Origin of the sequence: Streptomyces avidinii, from assembly GCF_045161815.1 — a bacterium.
GTDB lineage: Bacteria > Actinomycetota > Actinomycetes > Streptomycetales > Streptomycetaceae > Streptomyces > Streptomyces avidinii.
The window spans coordinates 4350565-4364515 of sequence record NZ_CP108863.1 but is presented as its reverse complement, the minus strand read 5'-3'; the positions used below and the strand labels follow the sequence as shown (position 1 = coordinate 4364515).

Sequence of the window (13951 nt, the reverse complement as noted above, 5' to 3'; positions counted from 1 at the left end):
ACTGCTGCCCGGCAGTTCGTCTCTGCCAGGCCCTGCTGTCTCTCTGGGCTACGAGAGAAACCATAACCACGCCACCGCGCAATGTCTACTCCGGCCGTCATAGATTTTCGTGCCCGCAGAGGAGAGCTAGACCTTTGCGGTCGGTCCAGGATGCGCAGAGAGGTTTGCACAGCAGGTCAGGGCTCGGGAGGTTCGCAGCCGAGCGCGTGGGGGTCCCCCACGTCTCGTTGATTGCCGTCATGCTTCGACTGCTCTTCGATCCCTTCTTTGAGACCTGAGTCGGGTTGGCGTGCAGTGGGTGGGGCTCAGGGGGCAGGTAGGCAAGGGCCGGACGTGGACGAAGCAGAGACCAGGGTGACCTGATGAACACGATGGCCGAGAGCGTCACAACCGTGCTTCCCACGGCGGCTGTTGCAGATGCACGCGATGCCGCGCGAGTCTTCCTCGACCGTCTTCGTCAGCCGGCGATGGCCACAGAAGCCGCAGACACCGTGGTTTTGGTCGTATCCGAGCTCGCCACGAACGCCGTGCGCCACGGCGGGGGCACCTGCACCCTGGAACTGACGGCTCACGCGGAAAGCATCGAGGTGGCCGTTCACGACTCCAGCCCGCACGCGCCGCGTATGCGCACCCCTGACCTGTACGGCGGCACCGGTGGATTCGGCTGGCCCATGGTCAACCGACTCGCCCGAGCGACCGCGGTCACCCGTCGGGCCCCCGGCGGGAAGACGGTGAGTGCTCTTCTCGACCGGTAGTCCTCCCGGTCGAGAGAACGGGACGCCCGGTGCATAAAATCGGCTCCCATGTCGAAGCCTGACGAGCTGCTCGTTGACGTTGCCACCCTGGTGGAGTCCGGGCAGAGCAATCAGATGTCCCTGACCGTGGTCACCGGTGGCGCTGTCATCACCGGTCGGCTGGCACCCGAAGCCGTGTGGAGGCAGCGGGTGTCGGAGGTCCTGACGGACTCCGCCCGCCTGGGCGAGTTCGCCGCCATCTTCACCACCACGACACCCCAAGAGGGGCCGCCCACCCATCTGCACTTCCATGTGGCCCGCATCCTTCAGGGCACGGTGGGGATCCCGGAGACGGGCGGGATGTACCGCGTCTCGATCGCGGACGTCAGCGCCTGGACCATGGGCGACTTCAGCTACTCCGACCACTGACCCGACATTCGCGTAACCCCCGGTACGCGGGAGGGCCTGACCGGCGCGCTTGCCGGTCGGGCCCTCTTCGCTGTTCGGGTGTCGGCTCGCGCCGGTCCTGTCCGTCAGACGGTCACCGGGATGCCGAGCATCGCGGAAGCCTGCTGGAGCGGGCTGAGGACACGCGTGGGCACGGCGGCCCGAGGGAGGCCGCGGCAGGTGAACCCGAGCTGGGTCATGGCCCGGAGGACTTCACCGGCGCTGAAGTCACGCCGGTCCTGGCGGGTGATGACCTGACCGACCTGCTTGACGGGGTAAGTACGGCGCCCGATGATCACGGACTCGCCGACGACCTGCTCGGGCTTGACGCCCTTCATCGACTCCAGGACACCGCTCTTGGTCAGGTCGAACGGGAAACGGGCGATGACACAGCGCATGTTGCCTCACAGGAAGTAGAAGGGGACGGTCGTTCCGCGGTGAGGCGGTTCAGCGGGCAAGGGCGAGGACGCCCAGAGCGCTGCCCTGGTCATCGACGACCGGCAGGGCATCGAGCCTGCGGTAGCGCATCGCGTGCTCGGCTTCGGCCATCGTGGTCACGGGCGAGGTGACCGGCCCGAGGTCTCCCAGAAGGTCGCGGAGACGGACCTGGTCCGTGTATGCCGCGCTGTCGCGGACGGTGGCGAGCCTGGCCTGGGTGACCAGCCCGGTGCACAGGCCGTCCTCGTCGCAGACGAGCAGATGACCCGCGCGGGAGCTGACCATGACAGCCAGGGCCACCTCGACCGTCATGTCGTCACAGACCTGAGGACCGGCCGCCTCCATCGCGTCGCCCACCGTCCGGTGTACAGGGTTGGCGTTCGCCGAGCGGGGCTGCATCTGGACCAGCGTCAAAACGTGCCTCCTGCAGAGATGGGTCAGTTTCCTGATCACGTGGTTCTCAGGCCGCCGCATCGAAGGCGGACTGCCGCACGCTCACGCGCCGGGCCGTCGAAGCGGGCCGACGCCTGCCACGGGAGGCCGAGCTGCCCTTGGCGCGTTCGACGACCGGTGCGGTGATGACGACGGGGACGCCGGAGGGGGCCTGGGCACCGGTGATCCGGTTCAGGGCCTCTTCGCCCGAGCGGACCTGGGTGGTCTGCGGGGTGATGCCCGCGGCCTGCATGAGGCGGGTCATGTCGCGGCGCTGGTTGGGGGTGACCAGGGTGACGACGCTGCCGGACTCGCCGGCGCGCGCGGTACGGCCGCCACGGTGGAGGTAGTCCTTGGGGTCGGTCGGCGGGTCGACGTTCACGACGAGGTCGAGATTGTCGACGTGGATGCCGCGCGCCGCCACGTTCGTCGCGACCAGCACGGTCACGTGGCCGGTCTTGAACTGGGCGAGGGTGCGGGTGCGCTGCGGCTGCGACTTCCCGCCGTGCAGGGCGGCGGCCCGGACACCACTGTTCAGCAGGTCCTGGGTCAGCCGGTCGACGGCGTGCTTGGTGTCGAGGAACATCATCACCCGGCCCTCGCGCGCCGCGATCTCTGTCGTGGTGCGGTGCTTGTCGGCGCCGTGGACGTGCAGTACGTGGTGTTCCATCGTGGTCACCGCACCGGCCGAGGGGTCCACCGAGTGCACGACGGGGTCGGTCAGGTAGCGACGGACCAGCAGGTCGACGTTGCGGTCGAGGGTGGCGGAGAAGAGCATCCGCTGGCCCTCGGGGCGCACCTGGTCGAGCAGCGCGGTGACCTGCGGCATGAAGCCCATGTCGGCCATCTGGTCGGCTTCGTCCAGGACGGTGATCGCGACCTGGTTCAGCCGGCAGTCGCCGCGGTCGATGAGGTCCTTCAACCGGCCGGGCGTGGCTACGACGACCTCCGTGCCTCCGCGCAGCGCTCCGGCCTGCTTGCCGATCGACATGCCTCCGACGACCGTGGTCAGGCGCAGCTTCACGGCGCGGGCGTACGGCGTGAGGGCGTCGGTCACCTGCTGGGCCAGCTCGCGGGTGGGGACGAGGACCAGGGCGAGCGGCTGGCGGGGCTCGGCGCGCTGTCCGGCGGTGCGGGCCAGCAGGGCGAGACCGAACGCGAGGGTCTTGCCGGAGCCGGTGCGCCCGCGGCCGAGCACGTCACGGCCCGCAAGGGTGTTGGGCAGGGTGGCGCCCTGGATCGGGAAGGGCACGGTCACACCCTGCGCGCCGAGAGCGGCCAACAGCTCGGCCGGCATGGCGAGATCGGCGAAGGCCTCGACGGCGGGCAGCGCGGGAGTGATGGTCTTCGGCAGGGCGAACTCGCCCTGGACCGCGGCGGGCCGGCGCCCGTAGCCGCCGGAGCGGCTCGGACCTCCCGAACGGCTCGGGGAGGACGATCCGAAGCGGCTGCCCCGCTCCGAACCGGCGGCAGCGCCGAAAGCGGGGCCGCCGGTGCGGCTGCGGGTGCGGGAGGAACGGTCGTTCGTACGTGTGCGGTTCATTCAGAACCTTCCTTGATACGGCACGTATCAAGGAATTCCCGCAGCAGAAACGCAGCGCAGGGAATCACAAGAACGGGCCGAATGGAATGCGAAAGCGACTCTGGACTACAGGGATTCTGTACGGTCGCAGGCGCTGAGATGGGGTGGCGTCATGTGGACGCGAAATCCAGAAAAGTCGAGTGGGGTTGAAGCTCCGAAGAGGCTGTAACCCTGAATGTTTCGTCCCGCAGGTGACACCACTGCGGGAAATGTGTGCAGCTGGGGCCCGCACCCCGAGGGATGCGGGCCCCAGCTACGAAATGCGCGTCAGCGTCAGGCGGGAACGATGTTCTCGGCCGTCGGGCCCTTCTGGCCCTGCGCGATGTCGAAGGTGACCTTCTGGCCTTCCAGTAGCTCGCGGAAGCCCTGGGCTGCGATGTTCGAGAAGTGGGCGAAGACGTCGTCGCCGCCACCGTCCTGCTCGATGAAGCCGAAGCCCTTTGCCGCGTTGAACCACTTCACGGTGCCAGATGCCATGTCATATCTCCTTTGGGGCAGTACACCAGCGTCCGCACTGTACGGACACCGTGTCGCCGCGATGATGCCCCGCCGGAAAACTGCCCGGAAATATGAAGTGCTCGAATGTGGCGCGAAGGCCGACTGGAGCACTTGAAGTTTTTGGGTACCAAAACTGCAACCGAGATCGACAGTAGCACGCCGCAGCGGTTTGTGTGCGTGAAATATTTCCATCGTGCGCGGCGCGGAAAAACTCTCCGTGCGGGGTCCATTAAACTCTCTGGCCGCGGGGACAGATATTGATTCCCCCCGAGTGCAGCGTTTCGGGAGCAAGGGTGTCCGCAAGTTGCGACGTGCGGTCCATCGGTACGTGAGCCGTCGGGGTGGGTCCGCGGCGCCCTTCCGAAGGCATCAGCAGCTCGGAGGTGCTCCATGGCGGTCTCGGGGGCGCCCACGGGGAGGCGGCGTGACCAGCCCCCTCCCGGCACTCCGACCATTACTGCGGTCGTTCGCTGAGCCGCTCTCGAAGGTGGAGGAGAACTTCGGTGTCGGCGACGTTGACCAAGGCTGCCAACAGGATCCGGATGCGAACATCATCGCCCTTGTGCACAGCCTGCACGAGGGCCTCGACGGTGGCGGCCGCCTCAGCGGGAAGGCGTGGTGGGTCGGCCGTGGCCCGCACGTGAGCGGCAGGATCATCCGTGCCCGTCCGCTCTGCCGGAGTGTCCTGCTCGGAGTCACTGCCTTCATCCACCGGCACCCGCGGGAACCTCCTGGCGAAATGGTCAGCTGAACGGTGATCCCAGTGGCCATCTCACTGGCACGGCCGGACCATGAGCCGCCTCCCTAGCCACGGTGTGCAGCTTTCTCCGAGGCTGTCCCGCTGTGAGGCGTGGCACTCTCGTGGCGAGCACCATTGGCGGGGAAGGTGGCTCAGGTGATGGCTGAGTTGAAGTTCGAAACCGTCCTGTGCACGCACTGCGCGGCCTGCCCGGCCACGGGGCAGGCCCGTACCATCGCCGCCGACCGGCGCCGGGTGACGGTGACGTGGCATCTCCCTTCCTGCCCGCACTATGCCGCCGATCGCGTGTTGGTGGGGAAAGAGGATTAGATAGTCCCGTCGCGGGTCTGCCCCCGGGCCCTTCCGGCCAATCGCCTCTTCGGGAAAGCGAATTCGAGCGGCAGCGGCAGTCGTGTGACGCAGGTCATCGAGAACGCGTCTCGCGATCCGAGATCGGCGGGGCCCGTGTGGTGCAAGTGGTACGTGAAGGGCCCTTCGAGCAGGGCATTCCCGCCAGTTGGGGCACGCAGAGGGCGTGGCAGGGGCTGAGAGGTCTAGACAATGAAGAAGGCCCAGGTCGCTGACCTGGGCCTTCTTGCGAGAGCGGATGACGGGAATCGAACCCGCGCTATAAGCTTGGGAATCACCGATCTTGCAGACGTCATCTCGCACGTGACCAGCGAAAACGGCTGCCATGGTGAACCCTGGGGCTCGCCCTGGTACCCGCCGTTGACCGCTGTTCTCCGCCCTACCTGGCACGCGTCTGGCACGCTCGCAGCTTCGCCGCGTACCTCTGGCCGGGTCGGTCAGCTGTGGTCGCTGCGACCGTTGCGGTGCATCAACGTCTGCCAAGCGAGGCGGATTAGAACGGGTGGAACGTTTGGTCCTCGAAGCCGGGGAGACGCATGCGAGTGAACATCACGTAGACCGTGCCGTGGGGCGTCTCGGTCTGGATGCTCTCCCACTGGTCCAGCTCGTGAGCGCAGAACCTGCGAAGTAGGGCGTTCATCTGCTGGAATTCCTCGGGGCTCAACCGCCCGCCGTCTGCATCGCTCATACCGGCACCGTACTTGGCCTTGTTCGGACGGCAGTGGCGCCGAGAATCTCCACCCTGCCCCGTCAACTACGGGGCTCGCCCTCGCTACCGGCTGACGGGGATCTCGTAGACGACCTCGCACAGCGCGGTGGGGATGACGATGTCGGCGGTCTCGACGGGCCGGCCCTGGTCGCTGTAGTAGGTCCGTCGGATGTGTGTGACGAGTGCAGCCTTCTGAATCCCGAGGAACGATGCCTCCTCGGCGGTGGCGTGCCGCGGCTCCGGCTGTTCGACCGCATGGCTGACGGTGACGCCGATCTCGGCCATGCGGTTCACGACGCCTGCCCCGGCGTGCGGCCCGCCCTCCGGTAGCACGACGAGCGTGCTGGCAGTGAGGTCGTACGGCTCCCAGCTCGTGGACAGCTGGACCGGCCTTCCGTCGGCTAGGAACTCGTAGACGGTCCGGACGCACAGGTCGTCTTCGGCGATACCGAGGCGCGTGGCGATTTCGGCTGGTGCGGGCACCTTCGCCTCGGTCCGGCTCTCCCAGTGCCCTTGCTTGCCCAGGGCCTGCATGTCCGCGCGGAACGGGGAGCCGCCCGGCTGCTCGCGGGCCGAAGACCGGACCACGCGCACACGCCGACGGGGCTCGGCTACGTAGGTGCCCGAACCCGCGCGGCCTTCCAGCACACCTTGGGAGATCAGAAGCTCCTGCGCCCTGCGCACGACGTTCTCGCCGACGCCGCACTCTTCGGCGATCTGCGAGCGGGAGGGGAGCCGGTCGCCGGGCGTCCACTCGTGCTCGGCGATCCGCTGCCGCAGGACATCGGCGACGCGGAGATAGGGCGGCTGCTCAGGCATATGGAAAATCTAGTCCACTAGCTCTAATCTAGTTAACTAGCTTCACTCAACGTGTTGGATCGGCGACGGAGGCCTTCCTGTGCCCGCTTCGGAAGCAAGGGCAGAGGACCTCGCCGCCCGACTATCAGCCCTCGGCTTGATCGCGCGAGTGGAGCTGCACGCCACATACGCGTCGATCGAAGCGGAGGTACCGGACGCCCTCCCCGCCGAATCGTGGCGAGAGCTTCTGGAAGTGGTGGCGGAGGCCGACCGGTTCGGCCTTCTCGCCAGCAGTCTGACCGGCCGCACCCTCTGGGCCGCCGTACGCAAAGCGGTCCCCGCGACGGGCGATGTCCGGGGACCTGGCCATCAGCGTTAGGAGCTGATCAGCGTGTTCCACCGTAGGAGCCCCGCCGCCGCCCGCACCAGTGGGCAGAACCACCGTATGCCTGCACCTACCCCTCGCCGGAGGAGGTCGGCCGATGCTTCCTAGCCAGCAGTCCGCGGCAAAGCACGCCCCAGCCTCGACCTACCGGTCGACCTCGTGCGCGATTGGCACGCACCCCGAGTGCGCCCATTCGACGCCGACCACAGCACCCGTCGGTGTCCCCGTGATCTACGAGCCCTGCGACTGCCCGTGCCACGGCACGGGCGGGCCGACCGAGTCGCGGCAGGTGAACCGGTGAGCGGCTGGGCTCCCAGCGGCGCACTTGCCGCCAACATCGAGATCACATCGGCCAGCGTGCAGCGTGGGGACGTCATCCAGATCGGCGGCCAGCCGTGCCGCGTCACCGACCTCGTGCAGTTGCCTGCCGGTGCGAAGAGGCTGTTCTTCGAGTCGGGCGAAGTGCTGACGATGCACGCCCGGAGCCGACTCGTCGCGCTTCGGCTGACGAGGAAGTGGTGACCCAGCCCGTGCCCTCCCGCCGCCACACCATTGCCGAGGACCTGCGACGGCAGATCGCAGCAGGTCACTTCAAGGCTGGCGAACGTCTCCCGTCCGAGGCCCGGCTCGCGGCCCTCTACGCGGTCAGCACGCCGACGCTACGAAGTGCCCTTGCACTCCTCCAAGGCGAAGGCCTCGTAGAGAAGATCCACGGCAGCGGCAACTTCGTCCGCCGCCCCCGCCACAGGGTCATGTACATCGGGGGCAAGGGCACGGCTGCTCCTTGGGCAACCGCCTCCGCCCCCCTCCGAGTGAGCGTCCGCGCTACCAATCTCCCCGCGCACGGGCACCTAGCCGACCTGCTGAACGTGCAGCCCCACAGCCCCTTAACCGAGTTCCTCGTCGTCACCCACGAGGGAAAGTTGCCGCACAGCCTGGCTCATCTCTACGTCCCTCGGGACCTCGTGCCCGCGGACTTGGCGAGCGGGTCACCGTTGCCTGAGGAAGTGGAGATGCGCTTGGCCCAGCTCCGCCCACCCCTGGCCCAAGTCGAGGAGAAGGTGAGCGCCCGACTCCCGACCGCGGAAGAAACAACGGCCCTTCGGATCGGTGCCTCATTGGCAGTCCTTTCGATCACCCGCGTGGCGACCGACACCGCCGGCCGCGTGGTCGAGGCATCGCTGCTGGTGCTCCCCAGCGACAGAGCGGACGCACTCTTCACCACCCGCAGCATGGCCGAGGAGAGGACGTCGACGACATGACGCTGAACAACGAACTGCGCCTCCTACCCTGGTCGGGCCCCGACGGGAAGCCCTGCTTCCTGAGCTCCGACGACAGCACCAGCTTCCTGTCCCGCCTGGCCGACAACGCCGAAGAGAAGCAACTCGGTTCGGGGGCCAAGATCCTGGACCAAGCACTCGAACTGCTCGCCGACCTGGACGCGGATCCGGACGAACTCCGCCTCTTGGCTGGCGACCTGACCCGCGCCCTCCACGACGCGATCCGCGTAGCCACCAGCCGCGGCCGCCGCCTTCCCTGCCCCGCCCATCGGGCACCTGAAGAACACGGTCCCCGCGTGCCAGCTCCACCTGGCTGAAGAGCATTCCCCCAGCACGCCAGAGCGGCTACCGAAATCGTCGGGGGCCGCTCTGCCGTTTACCGCACACGGCTCCGGAGGCCCCGCGCGCCTCACGCGTTCCAGCAGGTCAGACCCTCAGCCGCGATCTGGGCTGTGCTGCCAGTCCACATATAGGCCGCAAGAGGCTGGCTCTGGGCTACACCCCGCATCGGGGTCGCTGCCCCCGATTTAGGCGGCGCGGGCGACTCGAAGTTGTTCCCTGTGGAGCCAGGTGAAAGTTCGGTCCGGTTCGAGGTGTGCCTCTCCCCAGTAGATGACATGGATGCCACTCTCCGCGTCGGCCGTGAAGAAGAGACAGACGAGCTTCGTCGCAGCCCCCAACTCCTCGAACGCTTCGTGCAGCCCCAGATACTCCTCCGTGGTTAAGTCGTCGCCGAGCTCAAACAGCGCCTCCCGAGGCTGCGGCCCGTGCGCCTTGAACAGCCGGCGGCGCGTGGGAGACGTATTGGCGGGCAAGCGGGCACGATCCACGGCCTTGGGCTTGTCTGCGTACCTGAACGGGAAGAGTGCGTGATCATTGATCACCGCATACTCGTACCCTCGCACGTCCCGAACCGACTCCCGCAGCTCGCGTGCCATGTCTGCCAGGTTCTCGCGCACAGCCTCGGCGAGGGTAACGCCGTAAGGGCTTCGCCTTTTCAACTCCGCTGCCAGGTGTGTGGCGTGAGCCTTCGAGTGTGCCTTGGCCAGTTGCACTGGCAGTGCTGCAACGAGCCTGCTGGCCTGCTCCCCGAACCGCTTGATTGCCCAGGCTGACGAAGCTGCCGAATCGCTAATGAACTCGGACATTCAGCGTTCCCCTCCCCAGATCGTCCCGCTTCACCTCTGTGTGACACAGACCTGCCGCGCGCACAAGGGAGCAATCAGGGCGCAGTGCAGCCCTCAGGGCCAGGCCACGACAGCCGCAACTGACGCCCCCGTAACCCTGACCTGCGGCTGAGCAACCGATCAACCCGCTGACCAGCGGCTGAGCTGTCGCCGGTTGTCAGCATTGGTCACCACTGAGCGCCTCCCACGACCCCAAGACGACCCGGGAGGGCGCACTCTTGCCAAGTCTGCTCAGGTGGGTCCCACTCCGTCCGAGTAGCTAACGGTGGAGCACTCGGTAACGTAGATATGGGCAGACGAACCATGGCCGGCCGACGCACCCCACCACCATGCGGGAATCGATAGGAACGGCAGATCCTCCCATGGCAGGCAACATCCTCGCGATATTTCTTATAGTCGGGGGAATAGTATTGATAGTTACTTGTGTCATGACCATGGTCATGCGTAGAGGGTCTATCACTCTTGAGAAAATCGGCCTGACCTTGGGAATGGGTATTTCGGTTTTTGGCCTCTGGCTTCAGATACGGCCGCCCTCCGTGCATGAGGCGCACGAGGTCGGTGGAGTGGAGCTCACCGGCTACTGCCAGTCCAAGGGATTTCAGCGGGCGAGTTATCCACAGGATGTCGAGAGGGTCAAGGACTGGGCATGCGTGGGGCCGGGAAATAGAGCAACGACTATAGCGAGCGGGGGATTCCTGTCGTGGAATGATGCATGTGAGTTCGAATATGGAGGAGGTGCGTATGCAGTCAACGCAGATCCACTGGATCTACCTTTCGGAGTGACATGCCTGAAATGATGCACCGACCCGCAGGTATGTCCTGCGCGAGTATCAGAGGTTGCGGTCTTGAAAACCGTCGTGGCAGCGATGTCACCGTGGGTTCAAATCCCACACCCACCGCATGTGAACGACCCCTGACTAGGCAAGACGGCCAGGGGTCGTTCACGTGGGTGTTGTCCGCTGGCGACCGCCGTTCCCCGCGGGTTCCCTGCGGAACGGGCACGGGAAGGGCACGGCCGGCCATCTGATCCGTAGCTCTAGCGAGACCAGTCAGTAATGGCCATACCGGCCGCTTTCGAGGCCCCTACGGAGCGCTACAGGACTGTGCTCGGCTGCGGTGCAGCGCTGCTGTACGCCGCCTACTGGCTCTCACCGACCAGGACACTGCGAGCGCTCTCCTGGAATAGACGGCCAGCATCGACGAACTCATCCCAGGACGCATCTATTCGATCCTGATGGTCTTGAGTGAAGTACGCGGCCTGGTCGCCTGCATCGAGTGCCGCCCGGAGGATGAAGAGTCCTCGGAACACTTGCCCCGACATCGCGATCATGTTTTCTGGCCCCAGCACAGAGACCTGACTGGAAACGTGGCTTAAAGTTTCGATCGCTTCGCCGAGAGCTTGGATTTCGTCTCTGCCTGGCAGACCTGGAGCGTCTCTCATAGCGGCCTCAGCTGCTCGCTGGGCGACTTGACTCGCAGCTATGAAGGCGCTGTACGCGGCCTGTCGTTGCTGCCGAAGCCAATGACTGTGTTCCACTGCCGCCTGATCTCTTACCTGCTGGCGTGTGGCTTCAGCCGTCGTCTCCGCCCCGGCCCTGGCACCCCGAACGGCGCCGATCGCCCCTGCGACGGCTCCGCCAAGCGCGCCCGCCGTGCCTGCAATCCCGGCTATGAGAGCCGCTATCCCTTGATCCATGCGATAAGAATCCATGGCTGGGGCACGCCTGGGCTACTCCAGAACCTCGCCGTCCGTCGTGAACGTCGTCCCGCATTCGCAGCACTGCCAGCTATGAGGATCCTCGTCACGTGCCTGAGGGTGGGCAGCTTCGTCGCCGCAGACAGCACACCTCGTGTGGTTCCGCCGCAAGCCGGATGCTTCCGTCCTGATGGGCATGGGGCCTCCGTGAGTAGTTCGGCTGGGCATCGTCTCGGATCTCGCCGAATCAGGTGGTGACTTCGCGGAAACTGCACCCGAGTGGGCGGCCAGCTGCCCAAAGACGACTGAACGACACGCGCATCAGCCACAGCGAGACCGGTACCGACGCGGAGCGACCACACCGGCCGGCGCCACATCGCGGCAGCAGCTGCTCCCCGCCCGCCCATTTCCGGTGGTGCGATCGCCTCACGCACCCGCATCCGTGACGGCAGGGGTACGGCGCCCAGCCCAACTCATCCCCGGCAGACGGCCGGACTAGCGGAAGAGGCCACCCCTCCCTCGCCGCTGGCCGTCTTTTGGTACCCCGTCATGGCCGCAGTCGGCAGCGCTCCCGGCCACGCATGCTATGTGACGGTTGCCGTGCCTGAACGCTCGCAGGTGATCGACAGACCGGGCGGTGCAACCCATCGAGCCCTAAGCCATTGGCGCGCGGCTGGCGCCCCGGGCTGGAGCGGGGCGCAGACAGGAGCGCAGGCCCGGGGCGACGGGCGCGCGACGCCGCCTTGGCGGCGGAAGCGCCCTTGATGAAGTAGGGAAACTCTTACCGCGCCGCCAGGCTCAGAGCGCGAAGGGCTCGTCTGTCATGGCCCGGTCCGCTACGCCCAAGGTCGCGTCGGTGATGCTGCAGTCCATGCGTTGTTGAACGAGCTCCACCGCATCTTCGCGCGTCATGCCGTGAGGAGATGGCGGCCGTCGTGGCTGCGGACGTGGGGGCCTGCTTCGTCCAGGGCGTCCAAGAGGCGGATCGCGTATACCTCGGACATCTGGGCCGAGATCTCCTCCGGGGTGAGCCACGCGACCGCGGTCGATTCCTCCGAGGTGCGCTCGGTCCCGCCGGTCGGCTTGCAGCGGAAGACCAGGGCGACGATGCCTCGGGTGGTGTTCTTGTAGACCCCGGTGAGCTCCTCCACCTCCACCTCGATGCCGGTCTCCTCCAGGACCTCGCGGCGGACGCCGGCCTCCGGGGGCTCGGTGAGTTCGAGGACTCCGCCCGGGAGCTCCCAAGTTCCGTTGTCCGCTCGGCGGATCGCCAAGAGTCGGCCGTCCTCGCGGATCACTGCCCCGGCTACGGACACGGAGTGCAGTGGCGTTGACTTGGCCTGCGGGGAACCCGTACTCATGTACAGGAGCATAGGAGGAAGAGAAGGACTATGGGAACCGCAGTGGGAGGTGGCCGAGGCGCTGTGCCGCGCTACGTGCAGATCGCCGAGGACATCGTTCAGCAGATCCGGGCTGGTGTGCTGAATGCCGGCGACATGGTGCCGAGTGAGTCCGAGCTGGTGGAGCGCTACGGCGTCGCTGGCGGGACGATCCGGAAGGCCATGGTCGAGGTGCGGGCCAGCGGGCTTGTCGAGACGCGGCACGGCAAGGGCTCGATGGTGAAGGCCCGGCCGCCCGTCCGGCACCGGTCCTCCGACCGCTTCCGGCGTACGCATCGCCAGGAAGGCAGGGCGGCGTACCTCGCCGAGTCCGCGCAGTCCGGGGCCGAGGCCAAGGTGAGCGTGCTGTTCATCGGGCCCATGGAGGCGCCGGAGGAGATCGCGGGTCGGCTCGGGGTCGCCGCGGGGGCTCAGGTTCTCGCGCGGCGGCGGCTGTACTTCCGGAACGGGACGCCCGTGGAAACGGCTACCTCGTACCTGCCGTGGAACGTCGTGAAGGACATCCCGGAGCTGTTCGCCGAGAACCCCGGGCCCGGCGGCATTTACGCACGGCTGGAGGACCACGGCCATGTCTTCGCCGAGTACGTGGAGACGCTGCAAGCCCGGCCGGCCGCCAAGGCGGAGGCGACCGAGCTGTCCCTGACCCCTGGTGCCCCTGTCGTGCACCTGCTCCGCGACGCGGTTACGACGGAAGGCGTCGTGGTGGAGGTCTGCGACACCCTCATGGCCGCTGACCAGTTCGTCTTCGAGTACCGGATCCCTGCACGCGACTGACGCTCGCTCAACTGTCCACAGCCCGCCGTGAGTTTCTCCTCGCGGCGGGTTGACTCATGTATAGGAGTCGGGCACTCTTCTTCATGTCACTCATATACATGAGTGACGGAGTTCGACCTCTATAGAGGAGTGATCCGCTGTGCGTCAGATCCCCGTCGACACCTCCGGCGCGACCGTGATGGTTGCCCAGCCCCCGCAGCTCAAGCTGCGCGACAAGAAGACCGGTCAGGTCGCCGTCGACAACGAGACCGGCAACAACCTCATGACCGTGGACGTGCTCTTCGTGATGAACGGCAACGCCGAGGTCGTGTCCGTCACTGTTGCGGAGCCCGACGTCTCCGGCGAGCTGACCACGGGCACCCCGGTCGCGCTGACCGGCCTCGTCGCCCGGCCCTGGGAGAACGAGTTCAACGGCCAGAAGCGCCACGGCCTCAGCTTCCGGGCCGTCGCCGTCACCTCGCTCGTAGCCAAGGCCGTCTGAGC

General features: G+C 66.7%; 19 protein-coding genes. 10 read left to right on the top strand and 9 right to left on the bottom strand.

Features of this window, described 5'->3' with window-relative positions; genetic code table 11:
- Positions 1-362: 362 nt before the first annotated feature.
- Positions 363-755 (top strand): ATP-binding protein, encoded by a 393-nt coding sequence (locus OG373_RS19395; protein ID WP_405439395.1) that lies wholly within the window; start codon positions 363-365, stop codon positions 753-755.
- A gap of 48 nt (positions 756-803) precedes the next feature.
- Positions 804-1163, top strand: coding sequence for a hypothetical protein (locus OG373_RS19390; RefSeq protein ID WP_031143209.1), 360 nt, complete (start codon positions 804-806; stop codon positions 1161-1163).
- 104 nt (positions 1164-1267) lie between these two features.
- On the opposite strand, the gene OG373_RS19385 is transcribed toward OG373_RS19390, so the two are convergent.
- The 5 genes from OG373_RS19385 to OG373_RS19365 form a co-directional block, all read right to left on the bottom strand.
- Positions 1268-1579, bottom strand: a complete 312-nt coding sequence (locus tag OG373_RS19385) for an SCO5918 family protein (RefSeq protein ID WP_362811219.1) — start codon at positions 1577-1579, stop codon at positions 1268-1270.
- Positions 1580-1628: 49 nt separating this feature from the next.
- Positions 1629-2033, bottom strand: coding sequence for a CBS domain-containing protein (locus OG373_RS19380; RefSeq protein WP_405439394.1), 405 nt, complete (start codon positions 2031-2033; stop codon positions 1629-1631).
- Between the two features lie 46 nt (positions 2034-2079).
- Positions 2080-3594: a DEAD/DEAH box helicase gene (locus OG373_RS19375; RefSeq protein WP_405439393.1), complete on the bottom strand. Its 1515-nt coding sequence runs from the start codon at positions 3592-3594 to the stop codon at positions 2080-2082.
- A gap of 312 nt (positions 3595-3906) precedes the next feature.
- Positions 3907-4110, bottom strand: a complete 204-nt coding sequence (locus OG373_RS19370; protein ID WP_030647895.1) for a cold-shock protein — start codon at positions 4108-4110, stop codon at positions 3907-3909.
- Between the two features lie 475 nt (positions 4111-4585).
- Positions 4586-4849 carry a hypothetical protein gene (locus OG373_RS19365; protein WP_405439392.1) on the bottom strand — a complete coding sequence of 88 codons (264 nt, stop codon included), beginning with the start codon at positions 4847-4849 and terminating at the stop codon, positions 4586-4588.
- 180 nt (positions 4850-5029) lie between these two features.
- On the opposite strand from OG373_RS19365, the gene OG373_RS19360 reads away from it, so the two are divergent.
- Complete coding sequence (locus OG373_RS19360; RefSeq protein ID WP_405439391.1) at positions 5030-5200, top strand: hypothetical protein; 171 nt, start codon at positions 5030-5032, stop codon at positions 5198-5200.
- A 532-nt stretch (positions 5201-5732) separates the two neighbouring features.
- On the opposite strand, the gene OG373_RS19355 is transcribed toward OG373_RS19360, so the two are convergent.
- Together OG373_RS19355 and OG373_RS19350 are read right to left on the bottom strand one after the other, a co-directional pair.
- Positions 5733-5927, bottom strand: a complete 195-nt coding sequence (locus OG373_RS19355; RefSeq protein WP_405439390.1) for a hypothetical protein — start codon at positions 5925-5927, stop codon at positions 5733-5735.
- A gap of 84 nt (positions 5928-6011) precedes the next feature.
- Positions 6012-6767 (bottom strand): GntR family transcriptional regulator, encoded by a 756-nt coding sequence (locus tag OG373_RS19350; protein ID WP_405439389.1) that lies wholly within the window; start codon positions 6765-6767, stop codon positions 6012-6014.
- A 79-nt stretch (positions 6768-6846) separates the two neighbouring features.
- Here OG373_RS19350 and OG373_RS19345 point away from each other — a divergent pair, with 79 nt between their 5' ends.
- From OG373_RS19345 to OG373_RS19330, 4 genes are all read left to right on the top strand, one after another.
- Positions 6847-7125, top strand: a complete 279-nt coding sequence (locus tag OG373_RS19345; RefSeq protein ID WP_405439388.1) for a hypothetical protein — start codon at positions 6847-6849, stop codon at positions 7123-7125.
- A gap of 303 nt (positions 7126-7428) precedes the next feature.
- Complete coding sequence (locus OG373_RS19340; RefSeq protein WP_266352687.1) at positions 7429-7653, top strand: hypothetical protein; 225 nt, start codon at positions 7429-7431, stop codon at positions 7651-7653.
- Positions 7650-8393 (top strand): GntR family transcriptional regulator, encoded by a 744-nt coding sequence (locus tag OG373_RS19335; RefSeq protein ID WP_405439387.1) that lies wholly within the window; start codon positions 7650-7652, stop codon positions 8391-8393. Before OG373_RS19340 ends, OG373_RS19335 begins: the two co-directional genes overlap by 4 nt.
- Positions 8390-8728 (top strand): hypothetical protein, encoded by a 339-nt coding sequence (locus tag OG373_RS19330; RefSeq protein ID WP_405439386.1) that lies wholly within the window; start codon positions 8390-8392, stop codon positions 8726-8728. Before OG373_RS19335 ends, OG373_RS19330 begins: the two co-directional genes overlap by 4 nt.
- A 210-nt stretch (positions 8729-8938) precedes the next feature.
- On the opposite strand, the gene OG373_RS19325 is transcribed toward OG373_RS19330, so the two are convergent.
- Positions 8939-9559: a hypothetical protein gene (locus OG373_RS19325; protein ID WP_405439385.1), complete on the bottom strand. Its 621-nt coding sequence runs from the start codon at positions 9557-9559 to the stop codon at positions 8939-8941.
- Positions 9560-9960: 401 nt separating this feature from the next.
- Here OG373_RS19325 and OG373_RS19320 point away from each other — a divergent pair, with 401 nt between their 5' ends.
- The gene (locus tag OG373_RS19320; protein ID WP_405439384.1) at positions 9961-10395 is read left to right on the top strand and encodes a hypothetical protein; all 435 of its coding nucleotides are present in this window, start codon (positions 9961-9963) and stop codon (positions 10393-10395) included.
- 1807 nt (positions 10396-12202) lie between these two features.
- Here the strand turns inward: OG373_RS19320 and OG373_RS19315 are convergent.
- Entirely contained in the window at positions 12203-12667 is a 465-nt protein-coding gene (locus tag OG373_RS19315; protein ID WP_405439383.1) for an NUDIX hydrolase, read from the bottom strand.
- A gap of 18 nt (positions 12668-12685) precedes the next feature.
- On the opposite strand from OG373_RS19315, the gene OG373_RS19310 reads away from it, so the two are divergent.
- Positions 12686-13468 carry a GntR family transcriptional regulator gene (locus tag OG373_RS19310; RefSeq protein WP_405439382.1) on the top strand — a complete coding sequence of 261 codons (783 nt, stop codon included), beginning with the start codon at positions 12686-12688 and terminating at the stop codon, positions 13466-13468.
- 139 nt (positions 13469-13607) lie between these two features.
- The gene (locus tag OG373_RS19305; RefSeq protein WP_405439381.1) at positions 13608-13949 is read left to right on the top strand and encodes a hypothetical protein; all 342 of its coding nucleotides are present in this window, start codon (positions 13608-13610) and stop codon (positions 13947-13949) included.
- The last annotated feature ends 2 nt before the right edge of the window (positions 13950-13951 follow it).